Annotated in this window: 16 protein-coding genes, 1 tRNA gene and 1 riboswitch; of the genes, 12 read left to right on the forward strand and 5 right to left on the reverse strand. The window is 65.5% G+C overall.

The annotated features are described in order from the left end of the window. Window positions 1-921, forward strand: a complete 921-nt coding sequence (locus ACIPV6_RS06605; protein WP_397325050.1) for a cation diffusion facilitator family transporter — start codon at window positions 1-3, stop codon at window positions 919-921. On the opposite strand, the gene ACIPV6_RS06610 is transcribed toward ACIPV6_RS06605, so the two are convergent. Together ACIPV6_RS06610 and ACIPV6_RS06615 are read right to left on the reverse strand one after the other, a co-directional pair. Beyond that, on the reverse strand, window positions 918-3,842 hold the full coding sequence (locus ACIPV6_RS06610) for a PEP/pyruvate-binding domain-containing protein (RefSeq protein ID WP_400270100.1): 2,925 nt from the start codon (window positions 3,840-3,842) through the stop codon (window positions 918-920). The genes ACIPV6_RS06605 and ACIPV6_RS06610 overlap by 4 nt on opposite strands. A 17-nt stretch (window positions 3,843-3,859) precedes the next feature. Beyond that, window positions 3,860-4,897: a universal stress protein gene (locus ACIPV6_RS06615; RefSeq protein ID WP_400270162.1), complete on the reverse strand. Its 1,038-nt coding sequence runs from the start codon at window positions 4,895-4,897 to the stop codon at window positions 3,860-3,862. A 413-nt stretch (window positions 4,898-5,310) separates the two neighbouring features. Between ACIPV6_RS06615 and ACIPV6_RS06620 the strand changes: the two genes are divergently transcribed. After that, a complete protein-coding gene (locus ACIPV6_RS06620; protein ID WP_400270101.1) occupies window positions 5,311-6,042 on the forward strand; it encodes an FAD-binding protein in 732 nt (243 codons plus the stop codon). Between the two features lie 200 nt (window positions 6,043-6,242). Here the strand turns inward: ACIPV6_RS06620 and ACIPV6_RS06625 are convergent, their stop codons facing one another. Together ACIPV6_RS06625 and ACIPV6_RS06630 are read right to left on the reverse strand one after the other, a co-directional pair. After that, the gene (locus ACIPV6_RS06625; protein ID WP_400270102.1) at window positions 6,243-7,022 is read right to left on the reverse strand and encodes an NlpC/P60 family protein; all 780 of its coding nucleotides are present in this window, start codon (window positions 7,020-7,022) and stop codon (window positions 6,243-6,245) included. Window positions 7,023-7,025: 3 nt separating this feature from the next. Next, window positions 7,026-7,217: riboswitch (cyclic di-AMP (ydaO/yuaA leader) on the reverse strand. 150 nt (window positions 7,218-7,367) lie between these two features. Further along, on the reverse strand, window positions 7,368-8,000 hold the full coding sequence (locus ACIPV6_RS06630; protein ID WP_400270103.1) for a copper resistance protein CopC: 633 nt from the start codon (window positions 7,998-8,000) through the stop codon (window positions 7,368-7,370). Between the two features lie 113 nt (window positions 8,001-8,113). Here ACIPV6_RS06630 and ACIPV6_RS06635 point away from each other — a divergent pair, with 113 nt between their 5' ends. From ACIPV6_RS06635 to ACIPV6_RS06650, 4 genes are all read left to right on the forward strand, one after another. Further along, window positions 8,114-9,556 (forward strand): NCS2 family permease, encoded by a 1,443-nt coding sequence (locus ACIPV6_RS06635; protein ID WP_400270104.1) that lies wholly within the window; start codon window positions 8,114-8,116, stop codon window positions 9,554-9,556. Window positions 9,557-9,714: 158 nt separating this feature from the next. Further along, complete coding sequence (gene hutG, locus ACIPV6_RS06640) at window positions 9,715-10,665, forward strand: formimidoylglutamase (RefSeq protein WP_400270163.1); 951 nt, start codon at window positions 9,715-9,717, stop codon at window positions 10,663-10,665. A 52-nt stretch (window positions 10,666-10,717) separates the two neighbouring features. Then, window positions 10,718-11,203 (forward strand): hypothetical protein, encoded by a 486-nt coding sequence (locus ACIPV6_RS06645; protein WP_400270105.1) that lies wholly within the window; start codon window positions 10,718-10,720, stop codon window positions 11,201-11,203. 126 nt (window positions 11,204-11,329) lie between these two features. After that, window positions 11,330-11,400 (forward strand) — tRNA-Cys (locus ACIPV6_RS06650). An 87-nt stretch (window positions 11,401-11,487) separates the two neighbouring features. On the opposite strand, the gene ACIPV6_RS06655 is transcribed toward ACIPV6_RS06650, so the two are convergent. Continuing rightward, window positions 11,488-12,231 (reverse strand): FadR/GntR family transcriptional regulator, encoded by a 744-nt coding sequence (locus ACIPV6_RS06655; RefSeq protein ID WP_400270106.1) that lies wholly within the window; start codon window positions 12,229-12,231, stop codon window positions 11,488-11,490. A 210-nt stretch (window positions 12,232-12,441) separates the two neighbouring features. Between ACIPV6_RS06655 and ACIPV6_RS06660 the strand changes: the two genes are divergently transcribed. The 6 genes from ACIPV6_RS06660 (at window position 12,442) to ACIPV6_RS06685 (ending at window position 18,575) form a co-directional block, all read left to right on the forward strand. Continuing rightward, window positions 12,442-13,809, forward strand: a complete 1,368-nt coding sequence (locus tag ACIPV6_RS06660) for an MFS transporter (protein ID WP_400270107.1) — start codon at window positions 12,442-12,444, stop codon at window positions 13,807-13,809. 89 nt (window positions 13,810-13,898) lie between these two features. Then, on the forward strand, window positions 13,899-15,659 hold the full coding sequence (locus tag ACIPV6_RS06665; protein ID WP_400270108.1) for a dihydroxyacetone kinase family protein: 1,761 nt from the start codon (window positions 13,899-13,901) through the stop codon (window positions 15,657-15,659). Continuing rightward, window positions 15,656-16,126, forward strand: a complete 471-nt coding sequence (locus tag ACIPV6_RS06670; protein ID WP_400270109.1) for a ribose-5-phosphate isomerase — start codon at window positions 15,656-15,658, stop codon at window positions 16,124-16,126. Before ACIPV6_RS06665 ends, ACIPV6_RS06670 begins: the two co-directional genes overlap by 4 nt. Continuing rightward, complete coding sequence (locus tag ACIPV6_RS06675) at window positions 16,110-16,919, forward strand: triose-phosphate isomerase family protein (RefSeq protein WP_400270110.1); 810 nt, start codon at window positions 16,110-16,112, stop codon at window positions 16,917-16,919. Before ACIPV6_RS06670 ends, ACIPV6_RS06675 begins: the two co-directional genes overlap by 17 nt. Further along, on the forward strand, window positions 16,916-17,713 hold the full coding sequence (locus ACIPV6_RS06680; RefSeq protein ID WP_400270111.1) for a sugar phosphate isomerase/epimerase family protein: 798 nt from the start codon (window positions 16,916-16,918) through the stop codon (window positions 17,711-17,713). The genes ACIPV6_RS06675 and ACIPV6_RS06680 overlap by 4 nt, the downstream gene beginning before the upstream one ends. Before the next feature lies 1 nt (window position 17,714). Then, window positions 17,715-18,575: a phosphogluconate dehydrogenase C-terminal domain-containing protein gene (locus tag ACIPV6_RS06685; protein ID WP_400270112.1), complete on the forward strand. Its 861-nt coding sequence runs from the start codon at window positions 17,715-17,717 to the stop codon at window positions 18,573-18,575. Window positions 18,576-18,902: the final 327 nt, after the last annotated feature.

Raw genomic sequence — 18,902 nt, forward strand, 5'->3', positions numbered from 1 at the left:
ATGGGGCACGACCACAACCACTCCCACGGAGTCACAGCAACCGGCAAACACCGCAAGCGGCTTATCGCCGTCCTGGCCATCACCCTGGGGGTGGTGGGCATCCAGGTGGTTGGCGCCGTCGTTTCCGGTTCGCTGGCCCTGCTCGCCGACGCCGGCCACATGCTCTCCGACGCCGCCGGCGTATTCATCGCCCTGATGGCGGCCTGGATCGCCACCCGTCCGGCGAGCGACCAGCGCACCTACGGCTACCAACGCGCCGAGGTCCTTGCGGCCCTGGCCAACGCACTGATCCTCATAGTCATCGCCGTGGTGATCATGATCGAGGCCATCCGGCGCTTTGGCGAGACTCCCGAGATCCATACGGACATCATGCTGGGGGCCGCGGTCCTGGGTGCCGTAGCCAACCTCGTCTCACTCCTTGTCCTGCAAGGGGCACAGAAGGAAAGCCTCAACGTGAGGGGCGCCTACCTTGAGGTCCTCGGCGACCTGCTGGGCTCCATCGCCGTTATTGTGGCCGCTATCGTCATCATGACCACGGGCTTCAGTGCAGCGGACCCCATCGCCTCCATGCTGATCTCGCTCATGATCATCCCCCGCGCCTGGCACCTGCTCCGCGACGTGGTGGACGTACTCCTGGAGGCAACCCCCAAGGGCGTGGACGTCAACATGATCCGTGAACACATCCTTGCCGTGGATGGCGTGGTGGAAGCACACGACATCCACATTTGGACCATCACCTCCGGCGTGCCCGTTTTCTCGGCGCATGTGGTGGTGGAGGACGAGGTCCTGAATGCCAGTGGGGCGGACAGCATCCTGGACCAGTTGGGCTCCTGCCTGGGACGGCACTTCGATACCGAGCACTGCACGTTCCAGCTGGAACCCGTGAGCCATTCAGAACACGAATCGCACCAGCACGCCTAGCCCTCGGCCCGGATGATCGTCCCCGCGGCACCGTCCACAGTGATGGTTTGTCCCGTGACGAGCTTTGCGGTGGCTTCGGGAACACCCACCACGGCCGGGATGCCGTACTCGCGGGCCACCACGGCGCCGTGCGAATTGGGGCCACCCATTTCCATGACCAGCCCGCCTGCGGTGAGGAACAGGGGCGTCCATCCGGGGTCCGTGGAGGGCGCCACCAGGATTTCCCCGGGCTCCAGGTGCGCTCCAACAGGATCCATGATCACCCTCACCGGGGCCGTGACGATGCCTGCGGATGCGGGGCTGCCGGTGAGCGACCCTGGCGCGCCCGGAGCAGCGGCGAGCGCACCGGCGGCCTCCGGCTCTGTTCCATCCGACAGCAGGACACGGGGAATGTGCCTGCGCCGCAGCTCAAGCTGATAGGCCTCACGCCGCCCGGCAACCACGTGGTGCAGCCCGGTCCCGTCAAGGGCGGTCTCAACGTCGTTGAAGTCCAGGAAGAAGATGTCCAGGGCGTCGTCCACCAGCCCCGCCCCTGCCAATTCCCCACCCACCAGCAATAACTGCTCCCGGGCTGCGGCCAGGCCGAGGACCAGGTTGTATTTGGGAAGTTCCCGCATGCCGGCGAAGCGCCGTGTCCGGTCCAGGGCTGTGCGGACCACCGCGGCGTGGACCGGGCTCTTGGCACGCGCCCGCGCCACCAGCCGGGACACTTGTTCTTCAGCTGCCCGGGCGGCGTCCTCGAATTGCCGGGCGGGGTCTCCGGCCCCTGGCTCCAGGCGGAGGTAGTTGGCCACCACGCCAAGGATGTGGGTGGGGTCCTCGGACCAACGCGGCATGCCGAGGTCGATTTCAGCGACGGCGCGGTGTCCGTAATCGGCGAGGAACCTGTCAGTGCCGGACTGGGACCGCGGCGGAAGCGTGCCGTTGTGATAGGCCTCGCTGAGCTCGACCGCCGTCCGGGAGGCGAAGAACTCCTTGGCTTCCGGGTCCTGGCGGATCTTCGATGCCAGATTCCACAGTTCCAGATCCATCTCAGTGGTGACATTGTTGGGCAGGCCACGGATCACGGTTTGAAGTTCGCCATAGGACACGTCCGGTCCCAGGAGTTTGCGCACCAGGGCCAGCATGGCAAAGCCCACGGCGGGAAGCGGTAAGACCTGTGGCACGGTGGCGAAGATTCGTTGCCCCAGGATCTCCTCGACGTGCTGCAGGCGCTGTCGGCTTGTTGCCGCTTCCGGTGCCGCCAACGATTCCTGGAGCTCCTGGTCAAGCCTGTCCACGCACCGCATTGCCGCCGTTGGCCGGAAAAGCGCCCGGAAAATCGCCTCCGGCACCCGGTACGCGGCGGCAACGGGTGCCACGTGCCGGATGAGCTTGAACGGCGTCTTGTTGGTGACGGCGAACCGGGGATCATCGCCGAGTCCACGGATCAGGGCAGCCGAGCGGGCTTCCATGATGTCGAAGACCCTGGGCACGATCAGCCGTCCTACCCTGCTGCGGAGTACTGACGTGACGTCGAAGAAGATCCGCTGCCCTGCTTCGTAGTACGGCGATGGCCCCGAACGCGGATGAGGCACGTTGAAGTGGGCCTTGCCCGCCACACAGGACGCGATAAGGCGGATCCCTGCCAGTCCCATGGGCGTCAACGGGCGGGTGAGTCCCTGGGCCAGGCTGAAGTTGAGGAAGGCGTGTTCTCCGGGAATGTCCGGCTTCCGCGTGGTTTGCGGATACAGGGTGGTGATGGGCCGGGCCTGGGTGAGCCAGAGCTTGCCTGCTTGGTCGATGGCCCATTCGGTGTCCTGCGGAGCGTCGTAGTGCTCCTCGACCCGCAGGCCGAGCGCCGCCACAGCCTTGACCTGCCCATCGCTGAGGCAGGGTTCCGGGGGCGCCTCGGAGGCGTCCTGTTCTACCCTTTCCGTGCCGCCGCCGGCCACAGAGCGGATTTCCACCTGCCTGTCACCGAGGGTGCGCTTCAGGATGCGGCCGCTCTGCATGTCAACCACGTATTGGTCAGGGTTCACAGCCCCGGACACCACGGCCTCGCCGAGCCCGGGACTGGCATCGATCACGGCTTCCCGACGGCGGCCGGTCACCGGATTCGCGGTAAACATCACCCCTGCGGTGGCTGACTGGACCAGCTCCTGGACCACCACGGCCAAGGCCACCGTGGAATGGTCGATGCCGTTGGTGGACCGGTAGCTCACTGCCCGGTCAGTCCAGAGGGAGGCCCAGCATTTGCTGACGGCGTCCAGGACGGAGTCCACGCCCACGACGTTCAGGAAGGTGTCCTGCTGGCCGGCGAAGCTTGCGAAGGCGAGGTCTTCGGCGGTTGCCGAAGACCGGACCGCGACCGGAACGTCGGTTCCCAAGGCGAGGTACGCGGCGCGCACCTGCCTGGCGACTTTCGGCGGAATCCCGGCGTCGAGGACCAACGACCGGGCACGGGCCGCGAGGGAGTTGAGGTGGGCGGGGTCAGGGCCGGCCGGGGAGCCGTTGCGCACCGGTGTCGCGCCCGCCGGGGTACCGCCCGAAGCGGCAGGTTCCGGGCCGCCCGTGGCGCGGGCGCCCGTCGGTTCACCGCCCGAAGCGGCAGGTTCCGGGCCGCCCGTGGCGCGGGCGCCCGCCGGGTCCGCGCCGGAAGCCGCGGCCTCCATAGCCGCGAAGACCCCTTCCATTCCGGCGGACGCCAGCGAATGGCGGTAGGCCGCCGTCGTGAGGCAGAAGCCCGGAGGAACCGGCAGCCCGGCCGCCGTCAGTTCACCGAGGTTGGCAGCCTTGCCGCCAACCTCCGCGAGCATGCCTGCCCGGATCTCCTCCAGCGGCAGGATGAATCCGGAGCCGTCAGTCTCCTGTGTCTGCGGCGGCTCATGTGCCTTTACCCCCGGGTCCTTTGCCCGTGCGCCGGGATCCTGGCCGTCCATCGACCGGCGCCGTTGCCCTATTCAGCCCCGAGCATGGGACCGAAGTTGGCCCGGTCGGCGAGTCGCGGGTCCTCCCGGTCCGGAACCACCATCACGGGGCCCTTGGCATGGTGCAGGACGCCGTCGGATGTGGAGCCAAGGAGCATCCCGGCAAAACCGCCGCGGCCGCGGGTACCCAGTACCACCAGCTCAACGCCCCTGCTCGCTTCCACCAGGACATCCACAGGCGAGCCGTCGGTCAGTTCGGTTTCCACGGTCAATGTGGGGAAGTGGCTGCGCAACCATGCGACACCGGCGTCCAATTGCACCTTGATATCCGCGAACAGGGCGTCCCTGTCCAGCGGCGCGGGCACCCAGGCGAGGGAGCCGCTGTATTGCGGGACGGCGCAAACGACCCGCAGCTTGGCTCCCATCCGTTCTGCCTGCTCGGCAGCTTCCAAAACTGCGATGCGGGCTTGCTCGGAACCATCGACGCCCACCACCACCACGTTCTCCACCGTGCGCGGACCGGCCTTGGCGTGCTCGGCCTTGATGTGGCGGTCCTCGGTGTTCTCCCCGAGGCGGTCGGCGCAGTACAAAGGCACCGTAACCGTGGGGCATTTTGCGTGGGCCGGGAGCGCGCTGCTCACCGAACCCAGGAGCCGCCCAACGAAGCCTCCCCGGCCCCGGCTTCCGAAGACCAGCAAAGCGGCTTCGGTTGAAAGGTCCAGCAGTACCCCGGCGGCATCTCCGTTTTCCACGGAGGCATCCACGTCCAGGTCATAGCCGGCCACCTTTTCCATGGCCTGCTTGACAATCGCTTCCGCGCCCTCGCGGATGACGGAATCGTCCACGGTGGCGTAACCGCCGTCCAGCCCGGAGGCCGCGAAAATCGGCACCGAATAGGCCGTGACGATATGAAGGGGAAGTTGGCGGCGTTCTGCCTCGCGGGCGGCCCACACCAAAGCGCATTGACCGTGTTCCGAGCCGTCTACTCCGACGACGATTCCACCGGGGGCAACGGCTTCTCCGTCGCCGCTCCGGGGTTCTTCAACGTGACTGCCGTGCTGGTCCATGGGGCCCGCCTCTCCACCTGCTGCTTTTGTTCCGGTCATTCTGCCAGAGGTTTCACCCCGCAAGGTGACGCGCCCGGCCTGGTGCGAATATCCGGGGAAAGAGAAGTTCAGGGCATCCCCTTCCACTGCCCACTATTCTCGGTTGCCAAGGCCGAATCAAGGCGACTTTTCGCCGGTCGCATAACGGTCCGGGCTCGGTTTCAGGTGTGGTTGTTGGACTCTGGATGAACAAGTAAAAACACGCTGCCACTGAGGCTATCCACGGCCCTAAAAGTTCTGTAGTGTTCGAGTCACCGAATGGCCGGCAAGCGTGTTCCAGGACACACCCGGCCATTTGTTTGCGGACGCTGGGGGAGCTTGGACGCGAAACAACGCGATGCCTTCGGGCACACACGTCAAGGAGGAGCCAAGCAGTGTCACTCACGCCTGATTCCGGCACAGAGCGCACCACCACCGTGGTGATTGGAGCCGGGCTTTCCGGCCTGGCCGTGGCCAGCGAGCTCAGCCGCTACGGAGTTGGCTCAATTGTTGTGGATGGGTTTGGATCCCTGTCCACATCCGGTCCCTCCGTCCACACGGGAATGCTGCAGCGCTGCGACGCTGCCGACCCCGCGGCCATGCTGGAACGCAACCAGATCCTCCGGCACTTGCGGAACTACGCAGCCAGCCATCAGCTCGACGTGCGGAGCACCACCAAGGCGGTGCGCCTGGATTTCCTGGGAGCCAACCAGGGCCTGCAGCTTGGCGAGCGGGCCGTGCCAGGGCTCTCGGCTCCCGGCGTCAGTGGCCCCGGCCTGGCGACGGCGGGACTCGCACCCTTTGAGTCGGCACCGTTCGACTCAGCACCCTTCGACTTAGCACCCCGCCAGTGGGCCGTGCACACGGCCAGCGGCATCCTTCTGGCGGACCACATTGTGGTGACGCGCTGCGCCCAGAGCCACTTGCGCCGGATGTTGGCCGAACTGGGCATCGCGATCGGGCAGAACCTCGTGGCCGCCATGCGGGCGGTCGGGATGCACCTTGTTGGCGTCGGCGAACTTATCACACCCACGCCCAAGGAAGTGCTGCGGCAAGCGAAGGCCGTGGGACAGGCGATCTCGTCGAAGGTGGCGCTCCCGGCCGGACCGGGCATCGCGATCGCCTGAAGCTCCGGCACAGTGCCGCACCTGGAAACGGGCACCTCGGCCGCCTGACCAACCGGCATGCCCGCTGCTGCGAGCAGCCAAATGTCGCGAGCATCCACATGCCAGGGACCCCGAGTCCCCAGCAAGCCCTTAACAGCCAAAGGCCGGCACCCGGAGAGCAATCTCTCCCAGGTGCCGGCCTTGGTGTTTAAGCGTGAAGCTTAGGCGCCAGCGCGTACGTACGTGATGGGGCCGGTTGCGGTCAGCCAGCTGATCGGGTGGATGCCGGTCTGGTTGCCGTTGATGCCACCGCTGATGGCCTGGCCATTGCCGATGTAGATGGCAACGTGGCCGGACTGGACGATCATGTCGCCGGGCTGGGGATCGCTGACTACCTTGCCGTAGTTCATGAACTGCATCGGAGCGAGGTCACCCACGGGGATTCCTGCCGAGCCGAGGGCGCGCTCCACCATGGCGGTGCAGTCCTGCATGATGCCGATCTGGGCGTAAGCCGAGGCAACCATGGCTGCGTTGACGCTGCCGGCAGGTGCTGCTGCTGCAGGGGCCGCGGCGGCGGGGGCAGCCGCGGTAGCTGCAACAGTAGCCTTGGCGGTGGTGGCCGTAGTGGTTGCCTTCTTGGCCGGAGCCGCAGCCACCGGAGCCGGCTTCTCGATAACGGGAGCCGCGACGGAGGAAACCGCGGGGCGCTCGAAGTTGATGGTGGCCGTTGCAGCTGCGGTGACTACCTTGTTGGGGGTCTCCGCAACGGTTTCGGCAACCGTCGCCGGGCTGGAGTCGCGCTGGACCGGAGCCTGTGCGGGGGTCTCGGCAGCGTGGGCGGCAATGGAGCCGGTCAGGACAAGGCCGGAAGCTGCAGCAATGACGGCTGCCTGGCGGCCAGCGCCGGAAGCATTGCTGGCAACGGCCTTGGAGATGGAGATGAACGGATTGGGACGTGCGATGTCCGCCTTACGACGGCCGCGAAGAATGCGTGAAGACATGAAAAAGCCTCTCCCGATGCCTGCGAGGTTAGCTGTCGGATTCGGATGGGAGTCACCCGGTCACTATCCCCCGCTGTTCAGCGGAAGCCTCGTGACTTCACCCCAAGGCGCGCTCGATGGCGGCCTAAAATGGGTTCCCCGTCTCTGCCGTAGGTTTGTCTGCGAACGGATTCCGGACTGCGGCAGAGCTAGGCAATCAGGCCGGAAGTGCCCCAAAGATGGATCGGGCACAGGTACTACCGTAACGGATGATCACCCCAAAGTCACATTTGAGTAACGAGGAGTTCGCTTTGCGCGTGTCGCGGTAACCCTTTCGAGATTTTCGCAGGTATGTAGAAAACCGCGTCATTCCGCGGAATTATCGCCCTCAGCCTCGTTGGACGCGGCCAACTTCCTGCGGGCTGTAACGGCCAGGAAAACCACCAGGCCGACGGCCACCACGGCGAGGCCCACAATGCTCCAAGGGAAGGGCTGGGAAGCGGCCGGAGCCGACTCGCCGGAGCCGGTCCCCGGAGCGGCCGTTCCCGCGCTCGGAATCACCGCTCCCGAGGCCGAAGCGGACGGTGAGGCGCCCGCGGAGCCGCTCGCCGCCGTCGTGCTTCCCGCGGTGGCCGTGAACTTGAAGGTGCCCTCAATGGGGTGCGAATCGGAGCTGACGACGCGCCACACCACGGTGTACTCACCGGCCGGCGCTCCCGGACGCAACTTTTGGACTGCTTGGTTGTCGATGATTTCGACGGCCCCGTCTGCCCAGTTTTCGCCGCCCGCGGTGACCGTCATGCCGGAGCCGATCGCCAGCGGACGGTTGTTGAAAGTGATGGAGACCGACGCCGGCACGGCCGCCACGGTGGCTCCGTTGGCCGGAGTGGTGGACTCGGCCACGTCGTGCGCGGACGCGGGGGCGGCACCGAAAAGTACCGCCGAGGCGAAGGCAAGGGCGGCAACGACGGCGGCCAGAAGCGGGCGGATGGTACGCATGGGGCGGTTTCTCCTAATGTTGGCTTCCTTACAGACTAGGCGAATCGTCCGGGCGCCCCGTAGCCGCGGGCATAGGATTTGAGAGCACACTCACCCGATCCCCGGAGACCTTCATGCTTAAACAAGGTTCTGCCATAGACCGCTACTTCAAGATTTCCGAACGTGGTTCCACGTACTCACGGGAAATCCGTGGCGGGTTCGCGACCTTCTTTGCCATGAGCTACATCGTGGTCCTGAACCCCCTGATCCTCTCCGGAGCCGACTCCAGCGGAGCGTCACTCGGCTTCACCGCCGTCGCTGCCACCACCGCGTTCGTTGCGGGCATCCTCACCATCCTCATGGGAGCCTGGGCCAAGCACCCGTTCGCCGTGGCCACGGGCCTGGGCGTCAATGCCTTCGTTGCCGTCACCGTCGCTTCGCATCCGGGGCTGACGTGGCCGGACATGATGGGACTGGTGGTCCTGTCCGGCCTGACCATGCTGATCTTGGTCCTCACGGGGTTCCGGACCGCCGTATTCAAGGCCGTGCCGGAAGCACTGAAGACCGCGATCGTCGTGGGCATCGGCCTGTTCATTGCCCTGATCGGACTCGTCAACGCCGGGTTCGTCCGGCGCATCCCCGACGCCGCCGGAACCACGGTTCCCCTGGGACTTGGCGTGGACGGCAAGCTCATGGGCTGGCCCACGCTGGTTTTCGCTGTCGGCCTGATCCTGACCATCGCCTTGGTGGTCCGCAAGGTGCGCGGCGCGATCCTGATCGGCATCGTCGTATCCACCGCGCTGGCAGCGATCCTGGAATTCACACTGCACATCGGCCCGAGCTTCGACGGCAAGAACGTCAACCCCCGCGGCTGGTCCCTCGTGGCGCCGACGCTCTCCGAGTGGGGCGCGCCGGACCTGTCCTTGATCGGCAAGGCGAACCCTTTCGGCGCCTTTGAACATCTTGGCTTCATCGCCGCAGCGCTGCTGGCCTTCGTGATCCTGCTCAGCATCTTCTTCGACGCCATGGGCACCATGGTGGGCCTGGCCAACGAGGCCGGAACCGTGGACGAGCACGGCAACATCCCCAACGTGGACCGTGTGCTCCAGGTGGACGCCCTTGGCGCGATTGTTGGTGGCGGCGCGTCCGTCTCCTCCAACCAGATCTTCGTGGAGTCCGGTGCCGGCATCGGCGAAGGTGCGCGGACCGGGCTGGCGTCCATCGTGACCGGCCTGCTGTTCCTGGTGGCCATGTTCTTCACGCCGCTCATCAACCTGGTTCCGTTCGAAGCCGTTGCCCCCGCACTGGTGGTGGTGGGCTTCATGATGGTGTCCCAGGTGGGCAAGATCGACTGGCAGGACTGGGGCGTGGGCATCCCGGCGTTCCTGACCATCGCCCTCATGCCGTTCACCTACTCGATCGCCAACGGCCTCGGGGCAGGCTTTATCTCGTACGTCCTGATCCGCACCTTCCAAGGCCGCGCCCGTGAAGTGCACCCCCTGATGTGGGTTGTTGCAGCGGCGTTCCTGCTGTTCTTCGGCATCGGAACGGTGGAGGAACTGCTGGGCGTCAAGTAAGTCGCTGCGCCGAGTTGGCATTTGATGACAGTCCGAGGCTCCCGCATTGTCATCAAATGCCAACTCGCGGTTTTTTGAGGGGACGGATGTCCGGTATTTCAGACACTCCGGACCCGGAACTGCTGGCTTTGGCAGTCCGGGTCCGGTGTGCTTTAAGCATGGAAACCAGCGCCTTCACCGTAGATGTCAGCCCCACGCCGTGGACCGGCCGTTTTGATGGCGACGGCGACGAACACCGCCGCTGGTGGCAGGCCGTGGCTCCCCATACTCCGGAGGCCGCAGCAGCCGCCGCGCGTCCCGCCGTCGTGCTTGGCTTCTGCAGTGACGCCGGCGTCAAGCGCAACAAGGGGCGCGTGGGTGCCGCCGCGGCTCCGGCCGCCATCCGTGCCGCGCTGGGTCCCCTGGCCTTCCACCTGGACCGCGATGTTTTCGACGCCGGCGACGTGGTGGTTGAGGGCGATGCCCTGGAAGCGGGACAGGAGCGGGCGGGACGCGCCATTTCAGGACTGCTCGACGGCGGCAACCTCACCGTGGTGCTGGGCGGCGGGCACGAGACCGCGTTTGCCAGCTACCTGGGCGTTGCCGGCTCGGAGGCCGTGCGCAGCGGAAAGCGTTTGGGCGTGCTGAACCTCGATGCCCACTTCGACCTGCGGGACGAGCCGACACCGAGCTCCGGGACCCCGTTCCTCCAGATGGCCCAGGAGGAAGCCGCCGCGGGGCGCGAACTCCAGTACGCCGTCGTCGGTATTTCCGAACCCAACAACACGCGGACGCTGTTCGATACCGCCGACCGGCTCGGCGTGAAATACCTGCTGGACGAAGACTGCTCGCCGGAAGCCGTGGAGACCTTCGTGGCCGACTTCCTGGCCGGGATCGACGTGCTGTACCTGACGATCGACCTCGATGTTTTGCCCGCCGCTGTGGCGCCGGGCGTGAGTGCCCCGGCTGCATATGGTGTGCCGCTGCCGGTAATCAGCGCAGTCTGCAAGCAGGTTGCCGCGAGTGGCGCTTTGCTGCACCTGGACGTGGCTGAATTGAACCCCGAGTTCGACATCGACTCCCGCACCGCCAAGGTTGCGGCCCGGCTGGTCAACACACTCCTGGCATAGCTGTTTCCTTGCGGCCATCCTCCGCATAGCCTGTGGGGAGGGAAGGACGGCGATGAACGCAACTCCTGTGCAGAACAAGTGGCGCTGGGTGGCCGGGCCGGTGGCCGTGGCGCTCGGCCTCGCTGCCCACGTACTTTCCGGGGGCAGTGCGCCGGCCATTCCAGTGCTGTTGGGCTTCGTGGCCCTTGCGGCGTTGGGCGCGCAGCTCATTTCCCGGTGGATCCACGGGCCGCTGCTTTTGCTGCTGGTTTCCGGAGCCACGCAGCAGCTGCTGTTCTTCGGCTTTGATGCGCTGGGAGGTTCCATCCCCGGGCTCGGCTCCCTGGACCACCTTCACGGCACCGGCCAGATTCCAGCGGACCTGCCCGTCCCCGCTGCCGGGACGGCCGCTCTCCACGCCGGGGACCTCATGCTGTACACGCACGCAGCTGCTGCGATCCTCACGCTCCTGATCGGAGCCGGCGTGGCCAAACTGGCTGGGCGGTCGTGGCGGGGGCGCACGCTTCACGCTGCGCAAAGCCACGCAACGCGGACGTAATCCAGCGACCAGCGGCGTAGTCCGGTCGTCAGGGCGCGTAGCCTAACCGTCAGCCCGCGTAGCCCTGCGAAAACCGGGGCAAAGAACTTTGATTCGTTTGCCGGCCCGGGCCTAGTCTCGTTGGCACGTGGTGTACCCAAGAGGCCAGGGAGCTGCCTGCAAAGCAGCGCACGCGGGTTCGAATCCCGCCACCACGTCTGTTGGGTCCGTGGTCCTCACCGAGATGGCATTTGATGACAATGTTTGGCCCAAACATTGCCATTAAATGCCAACTCGCCGGAGATTTACTGGGCCGCGTCGAAGCCAGCGAGCAGGCGCCGGGATGCGGTGACCATGTGGGAGCGCATGGTCTTAGTGACAGCGTCGACGTCCCGGGCCTTCAAAGCCTCATAGATTGCCGTGTGTTCCTGGAGGGCCGCTTCCGCGTGGCCTTCGTCCGTCAGGGCGCGGTCCACCCAGATCCTCAGCAGCGACCGGATGCTCTGCAAGAGCTCCTCGAGGACCATGTTCCCGGAGGCGGCAGCGATCTCCCGGTGGAACGCCGCGTCTGCTTCGACATACGCTGCCAAGTCATCGAGGTTCTTCTCCATGGCATCGAGGTTGGCGCGCATGCGTTCCAGGGCCTCGTCGGGGACCCGCCCGGCGGCCAACTCCACAGCCTGCACTTCCAGGCCGCTGCGGAGTTCAACGAGTTCCCGCGTCCGCGGCTCCCCCAGCATCAAGCCCCAGCTGAGCGTGCGCGGCAAGAGTTCGGAGACGCCGTCGCGCAGGTACGTTCCGGAGCCTGGCCGGACAATGACGATGCCGAGAATCTCCAAGGCGGCCAGTGCCTCGCGAATGGCCGAGCGTCCGACACCCAGCGACGCTGCCAGCGTGCGTTCGGCCGGTAGCCGCGTGCCCGGCGCGATGTCGCCGCTGGTGAAGTAGGCGAGCAGTCGCTCGGCCACTTCGGACACGACGGAGCCCTGCTCCATGGGCGCCAGGGCCGCCGTCATTTGGGCCGCTGCGGCGGCAGAATTCACAGACATCCTCAAAGCGTAGCAACCGGATGACCAATCGAGAGGCAGCGTCGAGAGACACCAAAAAGAAAAACACATCAACCGGTTGACCAATTTAGATTCCAGTCCTATGGTTTAAGTCACAAGCTTCGTTTTGGCCGGACCCAGACCGGCAATCCACGAGTCAGCCCGGCGCATCCAATGCAGGATCTGCGGGGACACCAACATCTAGGAGTCAATGTGGACACCACACAATCGGTGGTAGAGAAATCCGCAATCAAGAAGGTGGCGGTCCGGCTGGTGCCGTTCGTCGCCCTGATGTTCTTCATCAATTACCTGGACCGCACGGCCATCTCCTTCGCCGGACCCAATGGCATGAACAATGACCTGGCGTTGTCCGCAGCCCAGTTCGGCTTTGCCTCCGGCGTGTTCTTCATCGGCTACATCCTGCTGGAAGTCCCCAGCAACCTGGCCCTCCACAAGTTCGGCGCCCGCCGCTGGCTTGCCCGCATCATGGTCAGCTGGGGCATCGTGTCCCTGCTCTTCACGTGGGTTGGCAACGTTGAGCAGCTCTACATCCTGCGCTTCATCCTGGGTGTTGCCGAGGCTGGTTTCTTCCCGGGCGCCATCCTGTTCCTGAGCCTTTGGGTGCCGTCCAAGCACCGCAGCAAGATCCTTGCCCTCTTCTACTTGGCCCAGCCGCTGACCACCGTGATCGGTGCTCCCCTGGCCGGTGCGCTGATCCAGCAGCACGGCGTGTTCTTCGGCCTTGAAGGCTGGCGCTTCATGTTCTTCGGCGTCGCTGTTCCGGCAATCGTGATCGGTGTCATCGCCTGGTTCTACCTTGCCGACAACCCCGCCAAAGCCAAGTGGCTCACGGCCGAGGAAAAGACCTGGCTGACCGGCGCCCTGGAGAAGGAAAAGGCCCAGACTGCCGCCAGCAACAAGCACGTCAGCGTCCGCACCGTGTTCGGCAATGGCCGCGTCTGGATGCTCTCCCTGATCTACTTCGGTTTCATCTACGGCCTCTATGCCCTGGGCTTCTTCCTGCCGACCATCATCGCGGGTTTCGAAGGCCTCTACGGCGCCAAGTTCGACGTCTTCCAGAAGGGCCTGATCACGGCCATCCCGTACCTCCCGGCGGCGTTCGCCCTGTACTTCTGGTCCAAGGACGCCACCAAGCGTGGCGTCAAGACCTGGCACATCGCCCTCCCCGCCCTGATCGGTGGCCTCAGCATCCCGCTGGCGCTCTTCGCAGGCTCCCCGGCTGCGACCATCGCGGTCATCACTATCACCGCCATGTCCATCTTCGCGGCACTGCCCAACTTCTGGACCGTTCCTACACAGTTCCTCACCGGCGCAGCGGCGGCCGCAGGCATCGCCTTGATCAACACGGTGGGCAACCTGGCAGGCTTCAGCGCCGGTTACATCACGGGCTGGCTCAAAGACTGGACCGGCAACTATACGGTTCCCATGTTCGTGGTGGGTGGCTTCATGTTGCTCTCCTCGATCCTCATGGTGGTCCTGAGCCGCCAGGGCAAGGCCGCCGAAGGCACGCCCGCGGAGGCCCTTGACCCCCAGGGCGCCGGGCACCACGCAGAGCCGTAACACTCCCTGATCCGGGGTGCCCTCCCGAAGGGCGGGCACCCCTCTCCAACCACGCACACTTTCACGCCGACTGCTCCAGGAGCCCCCGCATGACCCGTTTGTTCAATGAACCTTCAGCTTTTGCTGACGAGATGATCGATGGTTTCGTGGCATCGCATGGCCGGTGGGTACGCCGCGTGTCCGGTGGTGTTGCGCGGAGTACGCGTTCGACGCCGGATACGGTCGCTTTGGTGATCGGCGGCGGCTCGGGCCATTACCCGGCGTTCGCGGGTTTGGTGGGTCAGGGCCTGGCCCATGGTGCGGCGATGGGGAACTTGTTCGCGTCCCCGTCCGCGCAGCAGGTCTACAACGTGGCCAAAGCGTCCGACAATGGCGCGGGTGTGTTGTTGGGGTATGGCAATTACGCGGGGGATGTCCTGCATTTCACCCAGGCCCAGGACAAGCTCCGCGCTGAGGGCATTGATTGCCGCAGCATCGCGGTCACGGACGATATTTCCTCGGCACCGTTGGCTGAGAAGCACAAGCGTCGCGGGATCGCCGGTGACCTGACGGTGTTCAAGGTCGCCGCAGCCGCTGCCGAGGCCGGCCACTCGATGGACGCAGTGGTGGAGATCGCCAACCGCGCCAACGACCGCACCCGCTCCTTCGGGGTCGCGTTCACCGGCTGCACCCTGCCCGGCGCCCCGGAGCCGCTCTTCTCCGTTCCGGAGGGGCGGATGGCGGTGGGCATGGGCATCCACGGCGAACCCGGCATCGGCGAAACGGACATTCCGACGGCGGACGCCCTTGCCGAACTGCTCGTGAAGGACCTGCTGGCCGAGGTGCCGGACGGTGTCTCGGTGGAGGGTGCACGTGTTGTACCTATTCTTAACGGCCTCGGGTCCGTGAAGTACGAAGAATTGTTTGTGGTCTACCGCCGCGTGGCCCAGCTCTTGGCCGAGGCGGGCGTTGTGGCCGTGGACCCGCAGGTCGGTGAGCTCGTGACCAGCTTCGACATGGCCGGCACCTCCCTGACCCTGTTCTGGCTCGATGCCCAGTTGGAGGAACTCTGGCTCGCCCCCGCCGACGCCCCGGCGTTCCGCCGCGGTGCGGTCACCGCCCAGGCGCTCGACGCCGAAGAACTTGCCTTTGACGCGGAGCAGTTGGCCGTGATCCCGGACGCGAGCGAAGAATCGAAAGCATCGGCAGGCGCTGTCCTGGCGGCCCTGGACGCGGCGAAGGCCGTGATCGACGCGAACGTGGCCGAGCTCGGCCGGATCGACGCGATCGCCGGGGACGGTGACCACGGCATCGGCATGGAACGCGGAATCCACGCCGCCACGGCTGCCGCGGCAGACGCCGTCGTCCGCGGTGCCGGTGCCGGGACCGTGCTCAACCTGGCCGCCGATGCGTGGGCTGACAAGGCCGGTGGAACCTCGGGTGCGTTGTGGGGCATGGCCCTGCGCGCGGTCGGTGCCGCCGTCGGCGACAGTGATGCCCCGAACGCCGCGGCCGTGGCCGCCGGTGTGGCCGAAGCGAAGCGCTCCATCATGGACTTCGGCAAAGCCAAGGTCGGCGACAAGACCCTGGTGGATGTCCTTTCCCCGTTCAGCGACGCCCTCACCGCCGCGGTGAACGACGGCGGTTCCCTCCGGGACGCATGGGGTACTGCCGCCACGGTCGCGGAGCAGTCCGCCGAAGCGACCGCGAACCTGCTGCCCCTTATGGGCCGGGCCCGCCCGCACGCCGAAAAGAGCCTCGGAACCCCGGACGCCGGAGCCATCTCCATGGCACTGATCGTCCGTGCCATCCACAACACCCTGCTTCAGAACACCGCAGCCGTAAAGAACACTGTTAAGGAGAACGCATGAGCGCCGCACTGCGCCTGGTCATCGGATCGGACGACGCCGGATTTGAATACAAGGAAGCCCTGAAGGCTGACCTGGAAGCGAACCCTTTGGTGGAGTCCGTGACCGACGTCGGGGTGGACGCCACTTCCCACACCCCGTACCCGTCCGTGGCGATCGCCGCCGCTGAGCTGGTTGCTGCCGGGAAGGCCGACCGTGCCCTGCTGGTCTGCGGCACCGGCCTTGGTGTGGCGATCGCGGCGAACAAGGTCCCCGGCGTCCGCGCCGTCACCGCGCACGACTCCTTCTCCGTGGAACGCTCCATCCTGTCCAACAACGCCCAGATCCTGACCATGGGACAGCGCGTCATCGGCCTGGAACTCGCCCGCCGCCTGGCCAAGGAATGGCTCACCTACACCTTCGACGAAACCTCCGCCTCGGCAGAGAAAGTCACCCTGATTAAGGACTACGAAGGTGTCACCAGCTGCTAACCCCGTTCCCGCCAAGGCCGTGATCGGAGTGAGCCTGAAAATGTATTTCGGGCACGCCCGCTCCGTGGACTACTGCCGCGACGTGGCCACGATCGCCCTGAAACACCCCGCAGTGCAGAACGGCGAGATCGAACTGTTCATCCTGCCCATCCTCCCCGCCCTCCCGGAAGCGGCCCGGATCCTCGGACCCGCGCACGTGGGCACCGGCGCGCAGGACCTCTTCTGGGAAGACGAAGGCGCCTACACCGGCGAAGTCGGCGGCAAGACCGTGGCCGAACTCGGTGGACGGTACGTAGAAGTAGGGCACGCCGAACGGCGCCGGATCTTCGGTGAAGACGACCGGGTGATCGGCCTGAAAACCGCTGCCGCGTACCGCAACGGCCTCACCCCCATCCTGTGCGTCGGCGAACTCACCGCAGGCTCCCCCGAGGAAGCGATCGCCCGGTGCACCCCCGAGATCGACGCCGCCCTCAACCGGGCAGCGACCCTCGGACCGGTGGGCAGGACCATCGTTGCGTACGAACCCCAATGGGCCATCGGCGCTCCCGAACCCGCCACCCCGGAGTACATCAGCACAGTGATCCGCGGCCTCGACGCCCACCTGCGTTCGTTGCCGGGGCAGGAGACCAGTCGGGTCATCTACGGCGGCAGCGCCGGACCGGGACTGATCACCGAATTGGACACCGCCGTCGCAGGTCTTTTCCTGGGCCGCTTCGCGCACGACCCCACCGCGCTGAAAACCATCCTCGACGAAACCGCCGCACGGTTGGCAACACAGGAGGTGGCCGCATGAGCAGGATTGGCCTCAGCAGTTACGCGTTTTTCTGGCAGCTCTCGGACCGGGTCAGCGAACCGTTGAGCATCCACGACGCCCTCGGGCGCGCCGCTGATTTGGGCGTGGATTTGTTTCAGATCTGCGACTACGCGCCGCTGGAGGACATGGACGACGCCGACCTGACCGCCGTCCGCACGACGGCGGACGAACTCGGAATCACCCTGGAAGTCGGGACCAAGGGCATCCGCTCGGAGCATCTCCGGAAGTTCCTGCACATCGCGGGAATCCTGGGCTCGGACCTGCTCCGGACCATGTTCAACGTCCCCGGGCACACCCCCAGCAACGAGGAAGCCGTGAACATCTTCACGCAGGTGCTTCCCGAATTCGAAGCGGCAGGTGTGCGGATCGCGATCGAAACCTACGAACAGGTCCCTACGCAACGGATCCTTTCCGTGGTCAAGGCGGTCAACAGCCCGTACCTGGGGATCTGCAGCGACCCCGCCAACACGGTCGCGGCCCTGGAGATGCCCCGGCAGGTGATTGACGCCGTCGAGCCTTATGTCCTGAACATGCACATCAAAGACTTTGCGTTCAGCCGCAAGCAGGGATGGGTCGGATTCACGTACTCCGGCGCACCCCTCGGCGAAGGACTCCTCGACTACGACTACATGGTCGAAAAGATCCAGCCCAAAACCAGAAACATCAACCAAATCGTCGAACACTGGCTGCCCTGGCAGGACACCGAAGCAGAAACCATCCGCCTCGAAAACCAGTGGACCCAACAAAGCCTCGACTTCCTAAGGAGCAAGTGAAATGACTGCAGAAACTTTGACCGTCGCCGTGATCGGAGCCGGAGGCAAGATGGGGATGCGCGTTTCCCGGAACCTCCAGAAGTCGGCCCACACCGTCTTCTACAGCGAAAACTCCCCCGCCGGTCAGGAACGCATCCAGGCCGAGGGCCGCGAAATCACCGCCACCGACGACGCCGTCAAGGGCGCCGACGTCGTGATCCTCGCTGTCCCGGACACCGTCCTGGGCGTCGTCTCCGAAGGCGTGGTCCCGCAGATGAAGGCAGGCTCCATCCTCCTGACCCTCGACCCCGCCGCCGCCTACGCCGGCCTGCTGGCCAAGCGCGATGACGTGGTGCAGGCAGTCGCGCACCCGTGCCACCCGTCCGTGTTCCTGGAACGCACCACCAAGGAAGAATGGGCCGACACCTTCGGCGGCGAAGGCGCACCCCAGAACGTAGTCGCCGCGATCGACGACGACGCCCCCACCGCCACCCGCGACGCGGCCGAAGCCGTGATCCGCACCATCTACGCCCCCGTGATCGACGTCCACTGGGTCACCGTCTACCAGCTCGCCGTGCTGGAACCCACCCTCGTGGAAACCGTGGCCTGCATGATCGGCACCCTGCTCAACGAGGCACTGCACGAGACCGTCCACACCGTCGGCGTCCCCGAGGCAGCCGCCAAGGCCATGCTGTTCGGCCACGTCCAGATCGCCCTCACCAACGCCCTGCGCGGCTCCAACCCCTTCTCCGAGGCCTGCGAAATCGCCATCCAGTACGGCAAGGACACCATCATCAAGGACGACTGGAAGAAAATCTTCGACGACTCCGAACTCGACAACGTCATCGCCAAAATGCTCAAGCTCGACGCCGTCAAGCGCTAAGCACCCGCGGGACAAACCGATCAGCCCCTTGCCGGTTTCCGGCAGGGGGCTGAGTGCTTCTCTGGACGACGAACATCCACCATGAACTAATAAGTAGTTAACTCTCGATAAACTACTTCGCAGCGGGCAACAGCCGGCTGCTTCGTTACAAACGAAAGACCCGACGGCAATCGGGTCCTTGTTCAGCGCGAAGCGCTCTTAGGTGCGATAACAAGGGGCAAATCCTTGCTGACCACACCTCAAGGGTATGCCCCTTTGCGTGCCGTGTGCAAACACATCAGCCCGCAGTCGCACCCTGTCCTCGGGAGGGGGTGCACCATGCCTCGT

Origin of the sequence: Paenarthrobacter sp. NPDC089988 (assembly GCF_044748465.1) — a bacterium.
GTDB lineage: Bacteria > Actinomycetota > Actinomycetes > Actinomycetales > Micrococcaceae > Arthrobacter.

Excerpts from the sequence above, each read along its gene's own strand:
- ACIPV6_RS06605 (WP_397325050.1), top strand. The coding sequence starts at position 1 with ATGGGGCACGACCACAACCACTCCCACGGAGTCACAGCAACCGGCAAA.
- ACIPV6_RS06610 (WP_400270100.1), bottom strand. The coding sequence starts at position 3,842 with ATGGACGGCCAGGATCCCGGCGCACGGGCAAAGGACCCGGGGGTAAAG.
- ACIPV6_RS06615 (WP_400270162.1), bottom strand. The coding sequence starts at position 4,897 with ATGGACCAGCACGGCAGTCACGTTGAAGAACCCCGGAGCGGCGACGGA.
- ACIPV6_RS06625 (WP_400270102.1), bottom strand. The coding sequence starts at position 7,022 with ATGTCTTCACGCATTCTTCGCGGCCGTCGTAAGGCGGACATCGCACGT.
- ACIPV6_RS06630 (WP_400270103.1), bottom strand. The coding sequence starts at position 8,000 with ATGCGTACCATCCGCCCGCTTCTGGCCGCCGTCGTTGCCGCCCTTGCC.
- ACIPV6_RS06635 (WP_400270104.1), top strand. The coding sequence starts at position 8,114 with ATGCTTAAACAAGGTTCTGCCATAGACCGCTACTTCAAGATTTCCGAA.
- hutG (WP_400270163.1), top strand. The coding sequence starts at position 9,715 with ATGGAAACCAGCGCCTTCACCGTAGATGTCAGCCCCACGCCGTGGACC.
- ACIPV6_RS06645 (WP_400270105.1), top strand. The coding sequence starts at position 10,718 with ATGAACGCAACTCCTGTGCAGAACAAGTGGCGCTGGGTGGCCGGGCCG.
- ACIPV6_RS06655 (WP_400270106.1), bottom strand. The coding sequence starts at position 12,231 with ATGTCTGTGAATTCTGCCGCCGCAGCGGCCCAAATGACGGCGGCCCTG.
- ACIPV6_RS06665 (WP_400270108.1), top strand. The coding sequence starts at position 13,899 with ATGACCCGTTTGTTCAATGAACCTTCAGCTTTTGCTGACGAGATGATC.
- ACIPV6_RS06670 (WP_400270109.1), top strand. The coding sequence starts at position 15,656 with ATGAGCGCCGCACTGCGCCTGGTCATCGGATCGGACGACGCCGGATTT.
- ACIPV6_RS06680 (WP_400270111.1), top strand. The coding sequence starts at position 16,916 with ATGAGCAGGATTGGCCTCAGCAGTTACGCGTTTTTCTGGCAGCTCTCG.
- ACIPV6_RS06685 (WP_400270112.1), top strand. The coding sequence starts at position 17,715 with ATGACTGCAGAAACTTTGACCGTCGCCGTGATCGGAGCCGGAGGCAAG.